The organism is Alloalcanivorax dieselolei B5 (assembly GCF_000300005.1).
GTDB classification, from domain to species: domain Bacteria; phylum Pseudomonadota; class Gammaproteobacteria; order Pseudomonadales; family Alcanivoracaceae; genus Alloalcanivorax; species Alloalcanivorax dieselolei.
Genome location: NC_018691.1, coordinates 961,090 through 981,560, shown reverse-complemented (window position 1 = coordinate 981,560; position 20,471 = coordinate 961,090). Strand labels below are relative to the sequence as shown.

At 62.9% G+C, this 20,471-nt stretch carries 21 protein-coding genes; 12 read left to right on the top strand and 9 right to left on the bottom strand.

All coding sequences use genetic code 11. The annotated features are described in order from the left end of the window. Nucleotides 1-4 precede the first annotated feature (4 nt). Nucleotides 5-937 (top strand): alpha/beta hydrolase, encoded by a 933-nt coding sequence (locus B5T_RS04510; RefSeq protein WP_014993282.1) that lies wholly within the window; start codon nucleotides 5-7, stop codon nucleotides 935-937. A 142-nt stretch (nucleotides 938-1,079) separates the two neighbouring features. Here B5T_RS04510 and B5T_RS04505 read toward each other — a convergent pair whose 3' ends face one another. Then, nucleotides 1,080-2,090, bottom strand: coding sequence for an AraC family transcriptional regulator (locus tag B5T_RS04505; protein WP_188832160.1), 1,011 nt, complete (start codon nucleotides 2,088-2,090; stop codon nucleotides 1,080-1,082). 102 nt (nucleotides 2,091-2,192) lie between these two features. Here B5T_RS04505 and B5T_RS04500 point away from each other — a divergent pair, with 102 nt between their 5' ends. From B5T_RS04500 to B5T_RS04490, 3 genes are read left to right on the top strand one after another with little or no spacing between them, the layout of a single operon-like run. Next, nucleotides 2,193-3,644 carry a flavin-containing monooxygenase gene (locus B5T_RS04500; protein WP_014993280.1) on the top strand — a complete coding sequence of 484 codons (1,452 nt, stop codon included), beginning with the start codon at nucleotides 2,193-2,195 and terminating at the stop codon, nucleotides 3,642-3,644. Continuing rightward, on the top strand, nucleotides 3,628-4,587 hold the full coding sequence (locus tag B5T_RS04495) for an alpha/beta hydrolase (protein WP_014993279.1): 960 nt from the start codon (nucleotides 3,628-3,630) through the stop codon (nucleotides 4,585-4,587). The genes B5T_RS04500 and B5T_RS04495 overlap by 17 nt, the downstream gene beginning before the upstream one ends. Then, nucleotides 4,584-5,357 carry an SDR family oxidoreductase gene (locus tag B5T_RS04490; protein ID WP_014993278.1) on the top strand — a complete coding sequence of 258 codons (774 nt, stop codon included), beginning with the start codon at nucleotides 4,584-4,586 and terminating at the stop codon, nucleotides 5,355-5,357. The genes B5T_RS04495 and B5T_RS04490 overlap by 4 nt, the downstream gene beginning before the upstream one ends. Before the next feature lie 13 nt (nucleotides 5,358-5,370). Here B5T_RS04490 and B5T_RS04485 read toward each other — a convergent pair whose 3' ends face one another. Next, a complete protein-coding gene (locus tag B5T_RS04485; protein WP_014993277.1) occupies nucleotides 5,371-5,790 on the bottom strand; it encodes a 3D domain-containing protein in 420 nt (139 codons plus the stop codon). A 295-nt stretch (nucleotides 5,791-6,085) separates the two neighbouring features. On the opposite strand from B5T_RS04485, the gene B5T_RS04480 reads away from it, so the two are divergent. Further along, a complete protein-coding gene (locus B5T_RS04480; RefSeq protein ID WP_014993276.1) occupies nucleotides 6,086-6,949 on the top strand; it encodes an SDR family NAD(P)-dependent oxidoreductase in 864 nt (287 codons plus the stop codon). Here the strand turns inward: B5T_RS04480 and B5T_RS04475 are convergent. Then, entirely contained in the window at nucleotides 6,925-7,536 is a 612-nt protein-coding gene (locus tag B5T_RS04475) for an acyl carrier protein phosphodiesterase (protein WP_014993275.1), read from the bottom strand. The two genes, B5T_RS04480 and B5T_RS04475, sit on opposite strands and share 25 nt — an antisense overlap. Nucleotides 7,537-7,736: 200 nt before the next feature. Between B5T_RS04475 and B5T_RS04470 the strand changes: the two genes are divergently transcribed. Further along, a complete protein-coding gene (locus B5T_RS04470) occupies nucleotides 7,737-8,678 on the top strand; it encodes a DegV family protein (RefSeq protein ID WP_014993274.1) in 942 nt (313 codons plus the stop codon). A gap of 7 nt (nucleotides 8,679-8,685) precedes the next feature. On the opposite strand, the gene B5T_RS04465 is transcribed toward B5T_RS04470, so the two are convergent. Together B5T_RS04465 and B5T_RS04460 are read right to left on the bottom strand one after the other, a co-directional pair. Next, nucleotides 8,686-9,288, bottom strand: coding sequence for a GNAT family N-acetyltransferase (locus tag B5T_RS04465; protein WP_014993273.1), 603 nt, complete (start codon nucleotides 9,286-9,288; stop codon nucleotides 8,686-8,688). Between the two features lie 49 nt (nucleotides 9,289-9,337). After that, the gene (locus B5T_RS04460) at nucleotides 9,338-10,438 is read right to left on the bottom strand and encodes a DUF2855 family protein (protein WP_014993272.1); all 1,101 of its coding nucleotides are present in this window, start codon (nucleotides 10,436-10,438) and stop codon (nucleotides 9,338-9,340) included. 73 nt (nucleotides 10,439-10,511) lie between these two features. On the opposite strand from B5T_RS04460, the gene B5T_RS04455 reads away from it, so the two are divergent. Continuing rightward, nucleotides 10,512-11,141, top strand: coding sequence for a TetR/AcrR family transcriptional regulator (locus B5T_RS04455; RefSeq protein ID WP_041716853.1), 630 nt, complete (start codon nucleotides 10,512-10,514; stop codon nucleotides 11,139-11,141). 13 nt (nucleotides 11,142-11,154) lie between these two features. Here the strand turns inward: B5T_RS04455 and B5T_RS04450 are convergent, their stop codons facing one another. Both B5T_RS04450 and B5T_RS04445 read right to left on the bottom strand, forming a co-directional pair. After that, a complete protein-coding gene (locus B5T_RS04450) occupies nucleotides 11,155-11,595 on the bottom strand; it encodes a hypothetical protein (protein WP_014993270.1) in 441 nt (146 codons plus the stop codon). An 86-nt stretch (nucleotides 11,596-11,681) separates the two neighbouring features. Continuing rightward, nucleotides 11,682-12,020: a histidine triad nucleotide-binding protein gene (locus tag B5T_RS04445; protein ID WP_014993269.1), complete on the bottom strand. Its 339-nt coding sequence runs from the start codon at nucleotides 12,018-12,020 to the stop codon at nucleotides 11,682-11,684. Nucleotides 12,021-12,357: 337 nt separating this feature from the next. On the opposite strand from B5T_RS04445, the gene B5T_RS04440 reads away from it, so the two are divergent. Then, nucleotides 12,358-13,236 (top strand): 6-pyruvoyl trahydropterin synthase family protein, encoded by an 879-nt coding sequence (locus B5T_RS04440; RefSeq protein WP_014993268.1) that lies wholly within the window; start codon nucleotides 12,358-12,360, stop codon nucleotides 13,234-13,236. 192 nt (nucleotides 13,237-13,428) lie between these two features. Here B5T_RS04440 and B5T_RS04435 read toward each other — a convergent pair whose 3' ends face one another. Next, entirely contained in the window at nucleotides 13,429-14,379 is a 951-nt protein-coding gene (locus B5T_RS04435; RefSeq protein WP_014993267.1) for a LysR family transcriptional regulator, read from the bottom strand. Nucleotides 14,380-14,558: 179 nt separating this feature from the next. Between B5T_RS04435 and B5T_RS04430 the strand changes: the two genes are divergently transcribed. Both B5T_RS04430 and B5T_RS04425 read left to right on the top strand, forming a co-directional pair. Beyond that, entirely contained in the window at nucleotides 14,559-14,831 is a 273-nt protein-coding gene (locus B5T_RS04430; protein WP_014993266.1) for an Arc family DNA-binding protein, read from the top strand. Nucleotides 14,832-14,945: 114 nt separating this feature from the next. Next, nucleotides 14,946-16,166 (top strand): GGDEF domain-containing protein, encoded by a 1,221-nt coding sequence (locus B5T_RS04425; RefSeq protein ID WP_014993265.1) that lies wholly within the window; start codon nucleotides 14,946-14,948, stop codon nucleotides 16,164-16,166. A 196-nt stretch (nucleotides 16,167-16,362) separates the two neighbouring features. Here the strand turns inward: B5T_RS04425 and B5T_RS04420 are convergent, their stop codons facing one another. Then, complete coding sequence (locus B5T_RS04420; protein WP_014993264.1) at nucleotides 16,363-17,913, bottom strand: HD-GYP domain-containing protein; 1,551 nt, start codon at nucleotides 17,911-17,913, stop codon at nucleotides 16,363-16,365. Nucleotides 17,914-18,096: 183 nt separating this feature from the next. Between B5T_RS04420 and thrS the strand changes: the two genes are divergently transcribed. Together thrS and hisI are read left to right on the top strand one after the other, a co-directional pair. Then, a complete protein-coding gene (thrS, locus tag B5T_RS04415; protein ID WP_014993263.1) occupies nucleotides 18,097-20,013 on the top strand; it encodes a threonine--tRNA ligase in 1,917 nt (638 codons plus the stop codon). A 31-nt stretch (nucleotides 20,014-20,044) separates the two neighbouring features. Next, nucleotides 20,045-20,470, top strand: a complete 426-nt coding sequence (gene hisI, locus B5T_RS04410; RefSeq protein ID WP_014993262.1) for a phosphoribosyl-AMP cyclohydrolase — start codon at nucleotides 20,045-20,047, stop codon at nucleotides 20,468-20,470. Nucleotide 20,471 lies beyond the last annotated feature (1 nt).

Below are 20,471 nucleotides of genomic sequence, written 5' to 3'. Positions count from 1 at the left end.
CGGGATGGGATTACGACGTGAACTGTTGGGCGGCCAGGCCACGCCCTTTCAGGCGGCGCTGGCCATGGCTCTGCGGGGGCTGTTGCGCTTCGGAGTACGCCCCGCTTTTCGCCCCGGCATACGCCTGGGGGTGCAGCGCTTCTGGCTGAACACCGCCAGCCGCGCCAGTCTGGTCGCCGGTGGGGTGCCACGCCACCGGGCCCGCTTCGGCTCGGTGCCGGCGGAGATATTGGGCCGCCCCCAGGGGCCGGTCTTGTTGTATCTGCACGGCGGCGGCTACGTCTCCGGCTCGCCCGCCACGCGCCGGTCGCTGACGTCCCATCTGGCGCGCCGTCTCAACGCCACCGTGGTGGTGCCGGCTTATCGACTGGCGCCGGAGCACCCCTGCCCGGCGGCGCTGGACGACGCCCTGATGGTGTATCAACGCTTGCTGGACAAAGGCCATGACGCCAGCCACATCGCGGTGGGGGGCGATGCCGCTGGTGGCGGGCTGACGTTGGCGCTGCTGCAACGGATCCGGGATTCGGCGCTGCCGGCGCCGGCGGCGGGTGTGCTGTTGTCACCGTGGCTGGATCTGACGGTGAATCAGGAGCAGCGCTCCGACATTGGTGAAACCCTGCTGAACGTGCCCTGGCTGGCCCAGGCGGCACGGCTCTACGCCGGCGACGACCTCGCCCGGCCGCAGGCGTCACCGCTGTATGGCGATCTCAATGGTCTGCCTCCATTGCTGATTCAGAGCGGCGGTGATGAGTTGCTGCGAGTGGACAGCGAACGGCTGGCGGATCGGCTGCGCGCCACCGACACGCCGAGCCGCTATCAGTTGTTTCCACGCCGCTGGCACGTCTTCCAGACCCACGCCGGCCTCCTCGCCGACGCCGACCTGGCCGTGGCGGAGATCGGCGATTTTCTGCACCAGAAATGGGGGAATATCAATTGACAGTTGATAGTGGACAGTTGACAGCGTGAAAAGACAAAACAGCCCGATCTTTAGCCACTGTGGAAGCTTGCCGGGCGGCGCTCCCACAGAGAATTCATAAATTGACTTTTTCCTTTCGCTGTCAACTGTCCACTATCAACTGTCAACTGCCTCTCTTTTCCCGTCGATAACGCGCCGGCGTCTGTCCGGTCCAGCGTTTGAAGGCGTGAATGAAGTTGGAGACTTCGGAGAAGCCGAGGCGCGCGCTGATTTCCTCCTGCCTCAGCCCGCCACCCAAAAGCCATTGTTCCGCCAGCAGCCGGCGCACCTCGTCCAGCAATTCCCGATATCGGGTGTCTTCGGCCAGCAGCCGCCGGCGCAGGGTGCGACTGGTGACGCCGATCTCGTCGGCCAGTTGTTCCATGGTCGGGAATTGGCCGGGCCTGGCCAGCAGCTGCTCACGAACCCGTGCCGCCATGCCCACCCGGCGCCGACGCTGCGCCAGCAACTGCTGGCACTGTTGCTCGCACAACCGGGCGGTGACCGGGTTGGCCTGCGGCAAGGGCTGGTCCAGCAAGCCGGCGGCGAATCCGATCCGGTTCACTGGCTGGTCGAATTCCGGCACCAGCCCGAAGACCGCCTCGAAAGGGGCCGCGGCACGCGCTGACAGACGCAGCTGAAGACGCGACAGCGGCATCCGGCTGGCAAACAACTCCTGCTGGATCATCATGATGGCGCTGGCGTCACGGGCCAGCAGATAATCGCGCACCCCTTCCGGCAGGTCGCCGTCATCAATAATAAGCGCGGCCTGTCTGCCTTGTTCTTCCAGCGTCACCCGATTAAAGGCGAACGTCAGATCCAGGTACCGCTGCCCCAGCGCCACCGCTTCGCGGAAAGTGTCGCTGCTGAGCAGAGCGAATCCCCAAACGCCGTAGCTGCTCAAGTGATAACGCTGGCCCATGACCAGCCCCAGTTCGGCGCTGTCACCCAGTTCGGCGCACAGATTAGTGACGACCGCCAACTCCTGCTCCGCCTCGATCTGCACGTCATTGCGCGTCAACCATTCCGGCTCGATGTCTGAGCCGGGCAGCAGACGCGCCACGGAAACACCGTGCTCCGCGGCGAACTCCACCTGCATGCGTACGCTGGTCAAACCCCGGCTGGATGCGCTCATGGCTGTCCGTTTCCCACAACTTTTTGTCCTAGCATGCCATAAACAGCCCATTCCCATCCCGCTACAGTGGGCCGATATCAATAAACAAAGTGGATACCCTCAATGGAAGCGACCCACCAGGTCATCATTATCGGCGCCGGTTTCGGCGGCCTGGGCATGGCGATTCAACTCAAGACTCAGGGCCAGCACGATCTGTTGCTGATCGAGAAAGGCGATGATGTGGGCGGCTGCTGGCGCGACAATACTTATCCCGGCGCCGCCTGCGACGTGCCCTCGCATCTGTATTCGTTCTCCTTCGAGCGCCATTACCCCTGGAGCCGCCGTTTCGCGCCCCAGGCGGAAATCCTGGACTACCTGCGCCATTGCACGGACAAATATGGTATCCGGGAGCATATTCGCTTCGGCACCGAAGTCACCGAGGCCCGTTACCTGGACGCCCACGGTCTCTGGCAGCTAACGCTGAGCGATGGGGAAACCGTTACCACACGAGCCCTGATCACCGCCACCGGACAGCTCAATCAACCGGCCTACCCGCCGCTGTCCGGCATCGAGGACTTCCAGGGTCCGCATTTTCACAGCGCCCGCTGGGACCACGACGTGGATCTGACCGGCAAAACCGTGGCCGTGGTGGGCACCGGTGCCAGCGCCATCCAGTTCGTGCCGGAAGTGGCCCGCAAGGCGGGCAGATTGCTGCTGTTCCAACGCTCGGCGGCCTATGTGCTGGGCAAGCCGGACCGCCGTTACCGCCCCTGGGAACACCGCCTGCTGAAAACACTGCCGATAACCCAGACGCTGGATCGTCTGCGTATCTACGCCGCCAATGAATCCCGGGTACTGGGTTTTACTTCGTTGCAGAAAGCCATGACGGTGTACCAGAGGCTGTTTCGCCGGCACCTGGAAAAACACATTGCCGATCCATCATTGCGGGCAAAGCTGATCCCGGATTACCCGATGGGCTGTAAACGCATCCTGATGTCGAACCACTACTATCCGGCACTGGCCCGGGACAACGTGGAAGTGATCAACCACGGCATTCAGTCGGTGGATCAGAGCGGCCTCACCGACAGTACCGGCACCCATCACCGGGCCGACGCGATCATTTACGGCACCGGCTTCAGGGCCACCGATTTCCTCACCCCCATGACCCTCATCGGCCGCCATGGCCTGACGCTCAATCAGGTCTGGCGGGACGGGGCCGAAGCGTATCTGGGCATCACCGTGCACGGTTTCCCGAACCTGTTCATGCTCTACGGCCCCAACACCAACCTCGGCCACAACTCCATCATCTACATGCTGGAAAGCCAGATTCACTATATCCAGCAGGCGCTGGCGCAATTGCCTGCCACCGGCGCGCTGGAAGTACGCTCACGTACACAGAACGATTTCAACCGGCGCTTGCAGAAACGCATCCGCGACACGGTTTGGGATAAGGGCTGCGACAGCTGGTACAAAACCGAAAGCGGCAAGAACACCAACAACTGGCCGGGCTTCACCTTCGATTACCGGCGCCAGACCCGGGTACTGGACCTGAGCGACTATGACTACCCTCACTGAGGCACTGCGGCGACGGCGCCGCCCCGACCAGCGTCTGTTGGTCGCCACTTTACGCCGTGCCCTGCTGTTGCTGTTCAAACCCGTGGCCCACCCTCGCGTCGGTATTGCCGCGCAGCGGCGCTGGCAGGAAGCCCTTGCGCGCACCAACCCGGGGGCCAGTGGTATGCCCCATCACAACATGGAAGCGGGCGGAGTCCGCTGCCGCGTCTATCAGCCGGAGGGCGCCGACACCACCGTGCTGTACCTGCACGGCGGCGCCTATATCACCGGGTCGCCATCCACTCATCACGGTCTGACCTCTCATCTGGCCAGACACAGCCAGGCCCGGGTCGTGGTGCCGGACTACCGGCTGGCGCCGGAACATCCGTGTCCGGCCGCCATCGCGGATACGATGGCGGTATATCAGGCCCTGCTTGATCAAGGCATCGATCCGGCCCGGCTGGCACTGGCCGGGGATTCCGCCGGCGGCGGGCTGGCGGTGGCGACGCTGCTGGCCTTGAAACAGGCGCGCCTGCCACTGCCGGCGTCGCTATTCCTGATTTCTCCGTGGGTGGATCTGACCCTGACCCGGCTGTTCGATACCGACCGGGACGTAATGTTGAGTCAGGCCTGGCTGGCGGACGCCGCCCGAGCCTACGGCGGCGATCATCCCGAGCGGCCGCCATGCTCACCGATCAATGGCGATCTGGCCAGGCTGCCTCCGGTCCTGATTCAGGCCGGTGGTGACGAAATCCTGCTCAACGACAGCCACCGGCTGGCGCGAGCGATCCGTGATGCCGGCGGCCAGGCCCGCATTCAGGTCCATCCACAACGCTGGCACGATTTTCAATTGCACGCCGGGTTGCTGGCCGACGCCGATCTGGCCCTGCGCGGCGGCGCCGGTTTTCTTCGGCACCATTTCCGGCAATCCGACCACCCGGCAGCGGAGCAGACACGGCCATGATCCCCGCCACCACGAAAAGTATCCTGATCACCGGCGCCGCCAGCGGCATCGGCCTGGCCACCGCGCGCCACTTCCATCAACACGGCTGGCGGGTAGGCCTGCTGGACGTCAACGAGACCGCCCTGGCCGGGCTGGCGCGGGACCTGGATGGCGCCTGGTTTCACCCTCTCGACGTCACCGATGCGGAGGCCTGCGCGCGGGCGGTTTCCGCTTTCAGCGGCGATGGTGCGCTGGACGCGCTGTTCAATTGCGCCGGCATCCTGCGCATGGGGCGTTTCGAAGCGATCAGCGCGGAGCAGCACAAACGCATCATCGATATCAATGTCACCGGCCTGGTCAACATGAGTCTGGCGGCCCTGCCGGCCCTGCGGCGGGCGGACGCTCCGGTGGTCATCAACATGAGTTCCGCGTCGGCGCTTTATGGCGTGCCGCACCTGGCCAGTTATTCGGCCAGCAAGTTCGCCGTGCGCGGCCTCACCGAAGCGCTCAATATCGAATGGAAACGTCTGGGGATCCGCGTGGTGGATGTGATGCCTCCCTTCGTGAAGACCCCCATGGTGGAAGAGGCTGACTATCAGGCGCCGGTGGTGAGCCGTCTGGGCGTGAAACTGAAAGCGGAGGACATCGCCGCCAAGGTCTGGGAAGCGGCGGCGCGGGAAGTGCCGGTGCACAACCCGGTGGGGGGTGTGTTCAAGATGATCAAGCTACTCGACAAACTGCTGCCCAGTGCCTCGACACGCCTGACCATGACCTTTCTGAGTCGCGAGTAAGCGGACGACGGGACTAGCGGTTCGCCGTCCGCACGTCCGGGGAAAGGGGTTCGAAACGGATCTTGACCTTGCGTTTGCCCCAGCGCAGCGCCGCCCTGCGATCCTCACCCATATAGATATCGATCTTGTTACGCCAGCGGGAGTGCATTTTGTCGCGCACGTACCAGATACCGTCCAGCCCCTCGATGGAGACCGCCGTACCATAGTCCAGCCCCGCTTCAAGCAGGTCACGGGACACGGCGATGACTCTCATGCCCGGTTCCAGCTGATCACCCCAGGCAGCCAGGCTGTGATCTTCTCCCGCGCCCTGCCCCGGCAACGAATTGTAGGCTGTAGCTGTAACGGTGCGGCGCTCTGAGAGGGTGGTTTCCCCGTGCACCGGTATGCTCGCGGCGGCCAGCAGCAACGCCAGCGCCCTTATGGCGGCTCTCATCAGCGCCCTCGGACTCAAGTCGATTGATTTGGCGGCCGATTATACCTCAACAAGACGGGAAAGCGGGCCATGCAACGATCTGCATTCTATCCGCAACGCCCGATCCGGCGGCGCGGCAGCCATAATCGGGCCGTCGCGTGCTACTTATCATGGCAATGGTTACCAAATTCCAACGAACCGCGAATGTCCCCGGCGGTCCCAATCTGTAAGCCTCGAAACCTGTTCGGGTAATCGGACACAGCCCCTTCGAGCATTACATCGGCAAGCACAACGGCTTCGGGCACAGGGAGGAGCAATGAAGAAAACCGTACTCATTACCGGGGGGAATTCCGGGCTGGGATTGCACAGCGCTGAACAAATGGCCGCGCGAGGCGCCGAAGTCCTAATCGGCTGCCGGGACCGGACCCGCGGCCAGGCCGCCGTGGCGCATATCAAGAATCACCACCCACAGGCACGAGTGCGCCTGTTCGCTCTGGATCTGAGTGATCTTGCTCAGGTCCACAGCGCCGCCCGCCGGCTGCGGGACGAAATCGGCGAGCTGGATGTGCTGATCAACAATGCCGGAACCGTCCCCACCCGGCAGCAGTTCACCGCCGACGGCTACGAAATGCAGTTCGGCGTCAATTACCTCGCCCCGGTGCTGTTCACCCATTTGCTGCTGCCCCTGCTGCGGCAGGCCCCGTCCGCCCGCATTCTGCACGTGGCGTCCGTGGCGCACTGGCTCGGGCGCATCAATTCCCGTACCTGGCGGGGCCGCTTCCCGTATCTGGTGATGGACGCCTATGGCCAGTCGAAGCTGGGCAACATCCTGTTCAGCAACGTGCTGGCCCAACGGCTGGCCCGGGAGGGCATCACCAGCAATGCCCTGCATCCCGGCGGGGTCGACACCGGCATCTTCCGCCATGTTCCCGGCCCCCTGCGGACGCTGATCCGGCCCACTCTGATCACACCGGAAAAGGCCGCCTTTCTGCCGGTCTCCATGGCGCTGGACGAGGATTTCGTCGGTGTCACCGGCGGCTACTTCGATGCCCGGGGGCGTGCCCGCCGCTCCCCCAGCGCACGCAACGGCGAGCTGGCGGCGCGGCTCTACGAAGAGACCATGGCGTTATTGGAACTGACACCGCTGGCGGCGGCTCAACCGGCGCGCGTGCCCGGCTGAGTCGGGCGTTCCAGCGCGGCGCCCGCCACATGGGCTCGCAGTTCGGGGTAGAAACTCAGAAAGGTATCTTCCAACGCCCCATAGTGGAGGCGGATATCCTCGATGCTGCCGGCGAAGGCATTGGCGAAGCGTAATCGCCCGGCGATGCGGTCCAACGCCACGCCCACCGTATCCAGGTCGGCGTAATGCCCGAACCAGTCGTTGCTGACCAGGCGTCGGGTGGTGTCGCGCATGAGCCCGGGCATCAACGGCTGACCGTATTGCAGATGGCGATAATCAGCGCGGATCACTTGCGCCAGGTCTTCGTCATGGAAGCGGGACCAGTGGCGAATGAGAAAATGGTCGAACAGGACATCCAGCGCCACACCCGCAAAGCGCCGCCGCTGCGGCGAGAAAAGCCGGCGCGCGGCGCGCACCCGCGGATGGTCATCGGTAAAGCGGTCCACCAGACGGTGATTATGCAAGCCCGCCCGAACCGGCTCCGACAACGCCTCCTCACGAATCCCGCGCATGAAATCCCCCATCAGGTTGCCGACCTTGGAGGTCACCGTGGGCTGCGCCAGTACTAAATGAGCAAAATAATTCATTGTTTTATTGCGACGCCGAGGCGCCATCCACTTTTGTCTTATTGTAAAAGTCGTTGATTAATACAATAAGATGATCCATATATAGTCATAAAAGATTAGAACGCGGACCAGCGCGAACCATAAAAACCGTCGCTTTTGCGATTTCATGCCCGCCTGGCGCCCGAGTCGGCGCTGCTTGGGCATTATTGGCGAGGATACCCATGAAAACTGGCCTGGTGGTGGACTCCGGTTGCGACTTGCCCTCTGACTTTATCAAAGAAAACGGCATCCTGGTGCTGCCGGCGTCGATCCGGATCGGCGACGAGATCATCGCCGATGACCGTTCGCCCCAGCGCACCCGATCCTTTTATGACCGTCAGTTACTGGACAAAGTCCATGATGCGCAGTCCCTGCCCGCCACCGTGGCGCAGATCAAACAACTTTTTCTCGAACAGGTGGTGACCCATTGCGACTACGCCCTGGTGGAAACCGTACTGCAAAGCCGCAGTCCGATTTTCCAAAACGCCACGGAAGCGGCCCACGGCATCCTGTCCGAGTACCGGGCGGTGCGTGACCGGGCCGGCCTGCAGGGTCCGTTCGCGGTGCGGGTGATCGACAGCCAGACCCTGTTCGCCGGTCAGGGTGCGCTGGCGGCGGAAACCGTGCGGCTGATGGCCACCGGCATGCGCGGCGCCGAGTTGCGCGCCCGGGTCAGCGCCCTGGCCGGCAAAGCCACCGGCTACGCGGTGGTGCCCGATCTCTACTATCTGCGGCAAAGAGCCCGCAAGAAAGGCGACAATAGCGTGGGGCTGGTGGGCGCGTTACTGGGCTCGGCCCTGGATATCAAACCGATTCTTTGCGCGCGCAGCGGCGAGACGTTCCCGGTGGCCAAGATTCGCGGCTTCGCCCAGGGCGTGGCGCGCTTGTTCGAACACGGCGCGCGCTGTATCGAAAAGGGACTGTTATCGCCGGTACTGTGCGTAAGCTACGCTGGCGATCCTCAGGCGGTGTATCAGATGCCGGGCTTCGAGACGCTGAAAAGCTGCGCCGACCGCCATCAGGTCAAGCTGCTGGTCAGCAGTATGGGGCTCACCGGCAGCGTCAATATCGGCCCCGGCGCGCTCAGTATCGGTCTGCTGACCGAGCAGCGGGATTTCCGCTAGCTTGCCACTAATCGGGGCCAGGTACGTCCAGCAGAAAAGCCAGATTCTGCCGCACCGCCGGCCATTCCAGATTGATGATGGAAAACACCACGGTGTCACGGTATACGCCATCCGCACTGCGGGTATGATTGCGCAGCACGCCATCCTGCTTGGCGCCGAGGCGGGCGATCGCCGTCCGGGAGGCGCGGTTGTGCCAATGGGTGCGAAATTCCACCGCGATGGCGTCCAGCGCTTCGAAGGCATGGCCCAGCAGCAGCCGCTTGCATTCGGTGTTCAAGCCGCTGCGCTGAAAGCGGCGGGCATACCAGGTGTAGCCCACCTCCAGACGATGGTTGTCCTCGTCCACATGACAAAAACGGGTGGAGCCGATCACTTTGCCGCTGTCGCGATGGCGCACCGCGAACGGCATTTCACCATGCCGATCACGGCGTGCCAGGGCAGCGCTCACGTACTCCGCCACCGCATCCGGCGCCGGCACGAAGGTGTACCAGAGCCGCCACAGCTCACCATCCCGGGTCGCCTCGATCAGATCGTCCACGTGTTCGGCCCGCAACGGCTCCAGCACCACCTGACGGCCTTCCAGCGTGACCGGCTCTATCCATCGACTCATGGTCGCCTATCCTTTTTTCTGGGCATGGCCCCCGAGGATAGCCAATCTGCTACCGCAAAAGCACCACGTGTCCTTCCCGAGGCAGTCCGCCGTGATCATTTAATGCGCGGATCACCGGGCCCGCCGCCTCGAAACCCCGGTGCTCGCACAGGCTCATCCAGCCCGATACCGGGTCGCTGACCGCCTGCAGAAAACGCCGCTGCGCCGCGCCGAAGCGTTCGCTCAACACCGCTGGCCCCCAGTCCTGATTGCGTTTGCGGATCTGCACCGGCGCGAAGAAAAAACGGGGCTCCGGTGTCAGTGTTGCGTCGGCCTTGAGGAATTCCGTGTTGGTGGCGGAACCGGCGTAGCAGTCGTACACCAGGGCCGGGCCGAAATGGTCGTGGACGGCGTGCCGCAACGCCTCATCGCCGGAAAAGTCGACGTACAGGGTCGGTTGATCGGCATCCAGTGACGCCAGTTGATCATAGTCCACCACCTGCTGGTAGAGTCCCAGGCCCTCGACGTAGCCCCGATTCGACGGCGACGTCAGCGCGATGCGGGCCGGGTCGCCCATTTCCCGCAACGCGAAAGCGGCACCATAGGCGGTCTTGCTCGAGGCGCTGGAGACCACCAGTTGCCGCGCGCCGAAGAACTGGTTGTCGGCGAGGAAGTCCGCCAGCATATAAGAAGTGAAGAACAACGGCCGCAGCAGCATTTGGTAATCTTCCAGTTCCTTCACATAGGCGCCGTCGGTGCTGCACCGGGTGTACTGGTTATAGGGTGAGGGCAATCCCTGGCGGTAGTCGGTGGCGTCATAGAAGCCGCGCTCGCTGATCCGCTCCGGCCGCACCTTGAGCACCGTGGCGATGGGGAAGTAACCATAGAAACGCTCCCCGGGGTCCACTCCCGGCACCCGCGAGTCGGTCACGGTGGCGAATCCCCACACCGGCATGTGCCCCCATCCGTTCTGCCCGGTGGGGAAGAAGGACCAGTAGTTCATGGCGTCACCGAAGGCGGCGTAGGTAATGTTGTTGGTGGTCAGGGCAAACCGGTCCACGGTGAGAATCACCTCGCCGTCACCGGCTTCCGGCAGTGTCTGGCTGTCATCCAGCCGGGTATGGCCCAGGTCGGTCTTGTCGGTCAGCAGTCGCAAATTAGGGGTGCGCATGGTCGCTCCGTTGGTGATGATTAACGTGGCATCATGCTAACAACGCCCCTTCGCCAACGGGTTCGGATTCCCCATGACCAGGAAAACACCATCGAAGCCCCTGCCCCAACCGCATAAGCGGCCCTCCCAGGCACGCGCGGTTTTCACCGTGCAGGCCCTTTACGACGGCTTTGTTCGGATTTGGCGCCGCGACGGACCGGCCGCCGCCACTACCCGTGCCATCGCCGAAGAGAGCGGCTACGCCGTGGGAACGTTGTATGACTATTTCCCCAACCGCACCGCGCTGTTGTCCGGTTACGTACGCCATTGCATGGACGTGCTTTGCCAGCGGCTGAGCGAGGAAGACGCCGCTCTGGACCGGCATTGCTGGGAGGAGCGTCTGCGGCGAGCGGTATCACTGACACTGGACGAGGACGGGCAAGCGCCCTACTTCGATCGGGATATGTTGATGATGGAAGGGAAAATCGCCACCGCCGCCCACCACCAGCGCGCCTTCCGACAGCTGGTGGACACCTGGGACGCGCTGGTGGCGGGCTGGCCGGACCGGCCCGGGCCGGCGGTGACCGCCGACACTCTGGAAACCCTGGTCCTGGCCCTTTGGGGGGCGCGGCGCTATGCGCTGTTGCTGGACACCAACACGCCCCCGATCCGACAACGGGTGGATCGGCTGGCCGTCATGGCCCGGGCTCTGCTGACCTCCTGAGCGGACACCAGGGTCAGGACGGGTCCTCCCCCGCGGCCTGGCGTTTGGCGTAGTCCTCCATGCGCTTCATCTGGTCCCTGGCGCGTTCCAGGGAGGCGGAGGCGCCGTCACAGGAGGTTACCGTGCCCAGACAGTCCACGCATTGCACCAGGTCGTTGGCGGCCATGCTCAAATGCACCTTGAAAGCCAGGGTTTGCAACGCGGCGGCCTCGCCGCGCAGGTTACGGGCCAGCTCCGGCAAGTCGGGGAAATCCGCCTTGCAGGCCTTTTGGACGTCGGCGGTTTTGCTATCGGGGTATTTTTCGTGCAACTCGCGGCCGGTCTGTTCCAGCGCGGCGATGCGCGTCATCAGACGGTCGATGACTTTGCGCTCGGCGTCGTCGGGCAATTGCGCGAAAGCCGGCACACAGGCGACCACGGCCAGCAGGCCGATGATCCAGGCTTTACCATTCATCTTATTATCTCCTTTTGTTTTTAGGCGGCACTCGGGATTGCCACCTTTTATTAGGGGCCGGGCAAGCCGGCCCCGGGGCTCCGGGCTCAGCCCGGCGGCCAGTTGAACGGACGTCCCCCCATGACATGAACGTGCAGATGGAACACCGCCTGACTGGCACTGGCGCCATTATTCACGTTGACGCGAAAGTCCTCCAGCCCCTCCCGGGCGGCGACCTGGTTGCCGACCAGCAACAGGTGCCCGAGCAACGCCTGGTCTTCCTCGGTGGCGTCGGAGAGCTTGGGGATGGGTTTCTTGGGAATCACCAGGAAATGCACCGGGGCCTGAGGGTTGATATCCCGGAACGCCAGGCATTGCTCATCCTCATAGATGATGTCCGCCGGGATCTCCCGGTCGATGATCTTGGAAAACAGGGTCTCGCTCATCTTTCAACGGTATCCAATGGCTTTACTGGGTTTTCGCGCCGCCGGCACCGGGCATCCGCGCACGGGTGTTTTACCGACGGGCAGAGCCAACCATAGAACAACAGAGCAGCACACGCCAGACAGCCGGTCACCGCTGGTCGCAGCTTGCGTTTACCACCACCACCGGGCAGGATGCGCGCCACGTCGCCGAGACGTGGTGCCGTTCACATCCCGTCCAATTCATCGCCCCGATCGCCTTCGGTGGGGTGAGCCAGGCCGCCCGGGGCGCGTATACTATCGCCCTGGCATCGCCGGCGGCGATGATATCCGTGAACTCTGTTTTGCTGATCGGAACGATATGGCCACTCTGTTCGTAGACAACCTGACCGTACTGGATTTCTCCTACCTGCACCCCAAGCGGGGCATGATCGGGGAATCCTGGATCGTGGACCTGGAACTGTCCGGTGATCTGGACGGCCAGGGCATGGTGTTTGATTTCGGCCAGGTCAAACGGCAGCTCAAGCGCCTGATCGACGATCAGGTCGACCACCGTCTGCTGTTCCCCGGCGCCCATGAGGCACTGAGCCTGAATCGGCGTAAAGACCAGCAACTGAGCCTCACCTGGCAGTATGGTGCCGGCGAAATCCGTCTGCTGGCGCCCACCGAGAGCCTGCTGGAAATCCCCGGTACCGAGGTGTCCAAGGCCTCCGTCACCCTGTTCCTGATGGAACTGCTGGAACCGTCCCTGCCAGACAATGTCAATGAAGCGCGCATCCTGCTCCGTGAGGAGGACACCGGTACCGCGCCTTTCTACCATTATTCCCATGGCCTGAAGAAGCACGACGGTAACTGTCAGCGCATCGCCCACGGCCACCGTTCCACCATTCAGATCTTCGAGAACGGCCGCCGCAGCCGTTACTGGGAGAAGCTGTGGGCGGACCGCTGGGAAGACATCTACATCGGCACCCGGGAAGATCTGGAAGGCACTTACTTCGTCGAGGAAGTCCCCCATCACCGGTTCCGCTACGACGCGCCCCAGGGCCACTTCGAACTGGTGATCCCGGAAGACCATTGCTATCTGATCGACACCGACACCACGGTGGAATACCTGGCCGACCACATCGCCCGGCAATTGGCCGAGGAAGCCCCCGGCAAGCACTTCCGCGTCCGCGCCTTCGAGGGCGTCGGTAAGGGGGCGATAGCTGAAGCCGGCGAAAACAACCTAAAAAGCAGTTGACAGTTGATAGTGGACAGTTGACAGCGGAAAAACAAAAACGGGTGATCTTTAACCGCTGTGGGAAGCTTGCTTGCAAGCGAATGGGATTCTCTCAGGCGCTTGGCAATATTCGCTTGCAAGCAAGCTTCCCACAGCGGTCCGGTCTCTTGTTTTCGCTGTCAACTGTCCACTATCAACTGTCAACTGCCCTTTTTATGGGTCCTCCGCCAATATCCGCTCGGCCTCCTCCTGGATCAGCTTGCGCAGCCAGCGGTGGGCGGCGTTGTGGTGCAGCAGGGGGGACCAGGCCATTTTCAGTTCGAACTCGGGAATGTCGAACGGTGGTGATTTGATCACCAGACGGGGGTTTTGTGCCTGCATGCGCGCCACCCGGGACGGCAGAGTCGCCACCAGGTCGTTGTTCATGGCCAGCAGGGCGGGCATTTGATAGTGGCGGGTGAAGATACTGATCTTGCGGGTCCGCCCCATCTGCTGCAGAGCGTGGTCGATCCAGCCCAGCCCACCCAGCTTTTCCGGGTTCATGCCAAAACCGACACCAAAACCGGTCTTGGATACCCAGATATGCTGGGCGGACAGGTAGCTGTCCAGATCGAAATGCCTGGCGATCGGGTTGTCCCGGTTAAGCAGGCAGGAGAAGGCGTCCTTCCACAGGGTGACCTGGTAGAAGGACCCCGGGATTTCATTGAACCGGTTGACCGCCATGTCCACCCGGCCCTGTTCCATATCGGGATAACTGACATCCGACGGCGTCAGGAAGTCCAGAACCACATGGGGCGCCTCTTCACGCAGACGGCGCACGATGTGCGGCACCAACGTGCCCTCCGCGTAATCGCTGGTCATGATACGAAAAACCCGGCGGCTTTCCTCGGGACGGAACACTTCCTCCGGATTGAACAGGGATTCCGCCTGCGCCATCAACTGACGCACCAGAGGCTGCAGCTCCAGGGCCCGGTCGGTGGCGGTCATGCCCTCACTGGTGCGGATCAGCAGCGGATCGTTGAACATCTGCCGCAGCCGTTTGAGGCTGTTGCTCATGGCCGGCTGGGTAATGCCCAGCTGTTCCGCCGCCCGGGTCACGTTTTTCTCCCGCAGCAGCACATCCAGGTACTTCAATAAATTCAGATCGGCGCCGGCGACATTCATGGCGGTGTGCTCTCTCTCCTGACAAGGCGATCATAACAGAGGCCGCGACGCTACCCCGCATGCTCTTTCGCACCGGGAATTGACCCGGATCAAGGCCGATTAATAGCACCGTGCCATCATCGCGTCATGTTTAAAAAGTGCGTAAGGTAACCGTTTTCTCGGGGCATATGACATACACTATGAAGCAGGACGAGACCACGCGGGCCGAGAAGTTCGTGGTTCGTTTCCCTCCCGGCATGCGTGATCGCATTGCCCAGGCCGCCCGCCACAGTCACCGAAGCATGAATGCGGAAATCGTGGCCCGGTTGCAGCGCAGCATGGTTGAATGGCCCGGAGATCTGCCAAGATCCGAAGGCTGTGTTCCCCAGGGCCTGGAGGAGGGATTACTACTGGACTGCTTTCGCCGCCTGCCCGCGGAAAAGCGCCAGGCGCTTTTGGCTTTGCTGATATAGTTGGCTTTGCTCATATAGCTGCGGGATATCTGTCGCGTCAGGCGTTATGCTGGGAGCCTGAATGTATCCGCAGGGACACCTCTGTCCCTGAACCAGCAGTAATAAGGACCCAAGGTGACCCAAGACCCGCAACGGACGAGCACGCTTCCGTCCGGCAGCGACATACGGCTGCCCTGGCATTTGCGTCTTCCGGCGCCGCTGGAACGCGAATTCGTTGACTATTTCCGCAGTAACGTGGCCCGTATCACACCCTGGGCCACCATCACCCTGGTTTCCATTCTGGCTCTGTCGGTGATTCTGGAGTTGACCGTGGAGCCGGACCTGGTCACCGCCACCTGGCGCCCACGTTTGTTCTGTATCATGCTGGCGGTGGCCACCGCGGTGGTCGCCCATCGCCCGGATTTGCGCCGCTGGCTGCATCCGATGATTATCCTGCTGGCGTTCGCGGTGGCGATCACCGGGATGTGGATGGGCCTGTCCATCGATCACCCGCAAGCGTTCTTGCTGTTCCTGCAAACTCCCCTGGCGATCCTGGTGCTCGGCGTACTGCTGCGTGTGCCGTTCCTGGCCTCCGCTCTGAGCACTTCGGCGATACTGGCGCTCCAGGCCCTCTGCACCCTCGCCCCCAATACTCTGCCGCTGTCCCAGGCGTTGACGCTGCTGTTGTTCTCCCTGGCAACCGGCACCATGAGTTTGTTTGGCCAATATATTTACGAGCGTCTGCTGCGCAGCCACTTTCTGTCCGAGCACGTGCTGTATCAGCACCGGGCGGAGCTGCATTCGGCCAACCGGGTGCTCGAGAGCCAGGCCACCGGGGACGGCCTGACCGGCTGCCTGAACCGGCGCGGCATGGAGTCCCGCCTCAATGACGCTTTGCACGGCCGTAGCCGGCATGCCATCGATAACGTCACCGTGGTGCTGTTCGACATCGATTTCTTCAAGCAATACAACGATACCTACGGCCACCTGGCCGGCGACGAATGCCTCAAGTCCGTGGCCGGCATTCCCCGTGGCATGGCCCAGGGCGAAGCCGATTTCGTCGCCCGTTACGGCGGCGAGGAGTTCCTGGTGGTGCTGGCCAACACCAGCCTCAAGGACGCCCTGGTGTTCGCCGAACGGATGCGTACCCGGATCGAGCAGTTGGGCCTGCCCCACGCCGGATCAAGGATCAGCCAGGTGGTCACCATCAGCGTCGGCGTGGCCAGTTCCCTGCCCGGAGAAAAGGACGTTCTCGCCCTGATCAAACGGGCCGACGAGGCGCTCTACCAAGCCAAGGGCGCGGGCCGCAATTGCGTGGCGTTCATGGATGAGCTGCAGCGGGTGCAGACGCTGTGAAGGAAGTTGACAGTTGATAGTGGACAGTTGACAGCGAAAACAAGGGGCTGAACTGCTGTGGGAAGCTTGCTTGCAAGCGAATGATGTCACTCAAGCCTTTGACAATATTCGCTTGCAAGCAAGCGGCTAAGAATCAGACTGTTCCGCGATCTTTTTCTTTTCGCTGTCAACTGTCCACTATCAACTGTCAACTGATTCAGTAGTATCTTCCCACTTCCTCCACATCCCGTTGTTCCGGGTCGAGGGCCTCGAGGGCGTATTGGCGCCAGACGCCGGCGTCGAGGAACAGCCGGTAAAGGTCCGGGTCCAGGTGCTGGTCGTCGCGCATCTGGCGCATGATCGCCAGCGCTTCCGACAGCTTCAGCGGTGGCTTGTAGGGCCGCTCCCGGGAGGTCAGCGCCTCGAAGATATCGGCGATGGCCATGATCCGCGCCGGGATCGACATTTGTTCGCGGGTCAGACCGCGGGGGAAGCCGGTGCCGTCCATGCGTTCGTGGTGACCGCCGGCGTATTCCGGCACTCGCCGCAGCTTGCGCGGAAACGGCAGCGATTCCAGCATCGCCAGGGTCACGTCCATGTGCCCGTTGATGACCGCCCGCTCGTCCTCGGTCAGCGTGCCCTTGGGGATGCACAGATTGTTCACCTCGTCGTCGCTCAACAGCGGCTGTAACCGCCCTTGCGCATCGGTCCAGGTGCGCCCGGCCATCGCCCGGACCCGTTCCTGATCCTCCCGGGCCATGGTTTCCCCGCCCAGGTTGACCCGCTGCAACAACGCCAGATCCGCTTCCAGCTCCGCCAGCGCCCGCTCTCTTTCCTCCGCCAGCGCCGCGGTCCGCTCCGGTTCCGCCCGTTCCCGCTCGGCGAAGTCCGCCACCAACTCCGCCCGCAGCACCGCGAAACGAGCGGCGACCATGTCAATGCGGTCATGCAGGGCCTGCAGTTTGGTGGATTTCTCCAGCACTGAGTCCGGTGTCGCCAGCTTGCCGCAGTCGTGCAGCCAGGCCGCCACTCTCAGTTCGTACCAGCCGTCCTCGTCCAGATCGAAGTCAGCGAAGGTGCCGTGATCCTGGCAGGCGGCACGAGCCAGCAATTCGGTCAGCAGGGGGACCCGCTGGCAATGGGCGCTGGTGTGCGGGCTCTTGGCGTCAATGGCCTGGGCGATGACTTTGACGAAGGCGTCCAGCAGATCCTTCATCTCCGCCACCACCAGCAGATTATTCAAGGCGATGCCGGCGTAGCCGGCCAAGGCCTCCGCCACCACGCGCTGGCGCCGGGAGAACGCCAGTCGGTGGCCCTGGTCGTCACGGGCATTGATCAACTGCACCACACCCACCACCTCACCATCATGGTTGGGCAGCGGCACCAGCAGTTGTGCGGACACCTCCGTCACCAGATCCGGCACCCACAATGCCCGGTCCTCTTCCGCCAGCCCCAGCCCGGACGCCAGCAACAGGGTTTCTCTTTCTTTCGCCACCCGCACCACCGGGCGCCCGGACCAGGCCAGGGGCACTTCGACCTCGTCCGTCACGCCGATGCCGCCTTCCCCTTGCCGCACCATGCAGACCAGGCGTTCACCACCGCCGTCGCCCCGGTACAGCCAGAGGGCGCCGGCCTCCGCGCGGCACAGGGCGCGCGCCTCGGCGACAATGGTTTGCGCCAGTGTGGCCACGTCTCTTTGCTCATTGATGCGCCGTGCCACCCGCAGCAGCGGCATCAGCTGATCTCCGATCCTGTGCAGTTGGGGCATGCCGTTTCCTCGTCGTTATTTGCCAAGCAAACCACGTCATAAGGCTGCTGTCATGGCTTGGCGCTTGAAGCCGCCGCGGCGATTGCCTACCATCCGTCGGTTCCGGGACGCAAACCCGTGCCCCCGCACCGGGCCTGCTTTCCACATCCGCCTGCTTCATTTGCTTTGGATTCCGTGTCACCCATGAGTGTGAGCTATCGACTGCCCGACGGGGCAACCCTGGAGTTTGATCAACCGGCCTCCGCCCTGGAGATCGCCGGGCGGATCAGCAAGAAACTCGCCAAACAGGCGCTGGCGGTGAAGGCCAACGGCCATCTCACCGACGTCTACCTGCCCCTCACCGACGGCACGGAAGTGGAAATCATCACCCGCGACCATGAGGATGCTCTGGAGCTGATCCGTCACGATGCCGCCCATGTCATGGCCGAAGCCGTGCAGGAGCTGTTTCCGGAAACCCAGGTCACCATCGGGCCGACCATCGAGAACGGCTTTTATTACGACTTCCACCGGGAGACCGCGTTCACCCCGGAAGACCTGGTCGCCATCGAAAAGCGCATGCAGGAGATCATGCGGCGCAACGAGGAGATCCGCCGCGAGGTCTGGGACCGGGACGAGGCGATCCGCTTCTTCCTGGATCAGGGCGAGGAATTCAAAGCGGAGATCATTCGCGATCTGCCCGAGGGCGAGGAAGTCTCGCTGTATCGCCAGGGTGAGTTCATCGACCTGTGCCGGGGCCCGCATTTGCCCTCCACCAGCAAGCTCGGCGACGGCTTCAAGCTGATGAAAGTGGCCGGCGCCTACTGGCGCGGCAACGCCGACAACGCCCAGTTGCAGCGGATCTACGGCACCGCCTGGCGCGACAAGAAAGAGCTCAACGCCTACCTCAAGCAGTTGGAAGAGGCTGAAAAGCGCGACCACCGCAAACTGGCCCGGGAAATGGACCTGTTCCATATCCAGCAGGAAGCCGTGGGCAGCATGTTCTGGCACCCGCGCGGCTGGCGCCTGCGCAAGAACCTGGAAAACTACATTCGCGCCAAGATGGAGAAGTACGACTACTCCGAGGTGTCCACCCCGCAGATGATGGACCGCGTGCTTTGGGAGCAGTCCGGACACTGGGACAAATACAGCGACGACATGTTCACCGTCTGCACCCATGATCACCGGGAAATGGCGATCAAGCCGATGAACTGCCCCGGCCACGTGCAGATCTTCAACCAGGGCATCAAGAGCTACCGGGACCTGCCGATCCGCATGGGCGAGTTCACCGCTCTGTTCCGTAACGAGGCCCATGGTGCCTTGCACGGTCTGATGCGGGCGCGCTCCTTCAGCCAGGACGACGCCCACATCTTCTGTACCGAGGGCCAGATCAACGAGGAAACCGCCGCCTTCATCACCATGTTGCGCGAGGTTTACCAGGATTTCGGTTTCGACAGCTTCCGCATCAAGTTCTCCGACCGGCCGGACAACCGCGCCGGTTCCGATGAAACCTGGGACCGCGCCGAGGGCGCTCTGCGCGAGGCGGTGGAATCCCTGGGCCTGGAGTGCGAACTGAACCCCGGCGAAGGTGCCTTCTACGGCCCGAAACTGGAGTTCGTACTGCGTGACGCCATCGGTCGTGACTGGCAGTGCGGCACCCTGCAGGTGGACTTCGTGTTGCCCGAGCGTCTGGACGCCGAATATGTGGCCGAGGACGGCAGCCGCCAGCGTCCGGTGATGCTGCACCGGGCGGTGCTGGGGTCGCTGGAACGCTTCCTGGGCATTCTGATCGAGTCCACCGCCGGTCATCTGCCATTATGGATGGCGCCGGTGCCGGTGGTGGTGGCCACCATTACCAACGCGGTGGATGACTACGCCGCCGGGGTGGTCGAGCAGCTCAAGGCGCGCGGTATTCCGGCGGAACTGGATACCCGCAACGAGAAGATCGGCTTCAAGGTGCGCGAGCATTCCCGCGCCAAGGTGCCGGTGATCTGGGTGGTCGGCGAGAAGGAAGCCGAGCAGAATCAGGTGGCGGTACGCCGTCTGGGCTCCCAGGCCACGGATACCGTGGATCTGGACGAGGCGGTGGAACAACTGCATCGGGACACCCGGGCGCCGATCTGAACGGGTCGGACGTCCGACCCCAAGAGGTCTCATGTTCAAAGCCAACGAACAACAGCCGGAAGGTTTCAGCGTTGCCCTCTGCGAAGCGCTGGATAATCTGGCCTTCAACGACCAGGGCCTGGTGCCGGTGATCGCCCAGCAGCACGACAGTGGCGAAGTTCTGATGTTCGCCTGGATGAACCGGGAGGCGATCGAGGAAACCGTGCGCACCGGCCGGGTCTGCTACTACTCCCGTTCCCGCGGCACGCTGTGGCGCAAGGGCGAAAGTTCCGGGCAGGTGCAGTATCTCAAGGAACTGCGGCTGGACTGCGACGGCGACGTCCTGCTGGCCAAAGTGGAGCAGACCGGGCCGGCCTGCCATACCGGCCGCCGCGCCTGTTTTTACTGGAAGGTGGAGGGCGATCGGGTGGTGATCGACCGCGCCCCGATCATCGATCCCAACGAGTTATATAGCTGAG

Bases quoted from the DNA above. Each gene is read 5' to 3' on its own strand.
- B5T_RS04510 (WP_014993282.1), top strand. From the start codon at position 5: ATGGGATTACGACGTGAACTGTTGGGCGGCCAGGCCACGCCCTTTCAG.
- B5T_RS04505 (WP_188832160.1), bottom strand. From the start codon at position 2,090: ATGAGCGCATCCAGCCGGGGTTTGACCAGCGTACGCATGCAGGTGGAG.
- B5T_RS04500 (WP_014993280.1), top strand. From the start codon at position 2,193: ATGGAAGCGACCCACCAGGTCATCATTATCGGCGCCGGTTTCGGCGGC.
- B5T_RS04495 (WP_014993279.1), top strand. From the start codon at position 3,628: ATGACTACCCTCACTGAGGCACTGCGGCGACGGCGCCGCCCCGACCAG.
- B5T_RS04490 (WP_014993278.1), top strand. From the start codon at position 4,584: ATGATCCCCGCCACCACGAAAAGTATCCTGATCACCGGCGCCGCCAGC.
- B5T_RS04485 (WP_014993277.1), bottom strand. From the start codon at position 5,790: ATGAGAGCCGCCATAAGGGCGCTGGCGTTGCTGCTGGCCGCCGCGAGC.
- B5T_RS04480 (WP_014993276.1), top strand. From the start codon at position 6,086: ATGAAGAAAACCGTACTCATTACCGGGGGGAATTCCGGGCTGGGATTG.
- B5T_RS04475 (WP_014993275.1), bottom strand. From the start codon at position 7,536: ATGAATTATTTTGCTCATTTAGTACTGGCGCAGCCCACGGTGACCTCC.
- B5T_RS04470 (WP_014993274.1), top strand. From the start codon at position 7,737: ATGAAAACTGGCCTGGTGGTGGACTCCGGTTGCGACTTGCCCTCTGAC.
- B5T_RS04465 (WP_014993273.1), bottom strand. From the start codon at position 9,288: ATGAGTCGATGGATAGAGCCGGTCACGCTGGAAGGCCGTCAGGTGGTG.
- B5T_RS04460 (WP_014993272.1), bottom strand. From the start codon at position 10,438: ATGCGCACCCCTAATTTGCGACTGCTGACCGACAAGACCGACCTGGGC.
- B5T_RS04455 (WP_041716853.1), top strand. From the start codon at position 10,512: ATGACCAGGAAAACACCATCGAAGCCCCTGCCCCAACCGCATAAGCGG.
- B5T_RS04450 (WP_014993270.1), bottom strand. From the start codon at position 11,595: ATGAATGGTAAAGCCTGGATCATCGGCCTGCTGGCCGTGGTCGCCTGT.
- B5T_RS04445 (WP_014993269.1), bottom strand. From the start codon at position 12,020: ATGAGCGAGACCCTGTTTTCCAAGATCATCGACCGGGAGATCCCGGCG.
- B5T_RS04440 (WP_014993268.1), top strand. From the start codon at position 12,358: ATGGCCACTCTGTTCGTAGACAACCTGACCGTACTGGATTTCTCCTAC.
- B5T_RS04435 (WP_014993267.1), bottom strand. From the start codon at position 14,379: ATGAATGTCGCCGGCGCCGATCTGAATTTATTGAAGTACCTGGATGTG.
- B5T_RS04430 (WP_014993266.1), top strand. From the start codon at position 14,559: ATGAAGCAGGACGAGACCACGCGGGCCGAGAAGTTCGTGGTTCGTTTC.
- B5T_RS04420 (WP_014993264.1), bottom strand. From the start codon at position 17,913: ATGCCCCAACTGCACAGGATCGGAGATCAGCTGATGCCGCTGCTGCGG.
- thrS (WP_014993263.1), top strand. From the start codon at position 18,097: ATGAGTGTGAGCTATCGACTGCCCGACGGGGCAACCCTGGAGTTTGAT.
- hisI (WP_014993262.1), top strand. From the start codon at position 20,045: ATGTTCAAAGCCAACGAACAACAGCCGGAAGGTTTCAGCGTTGCCCTC.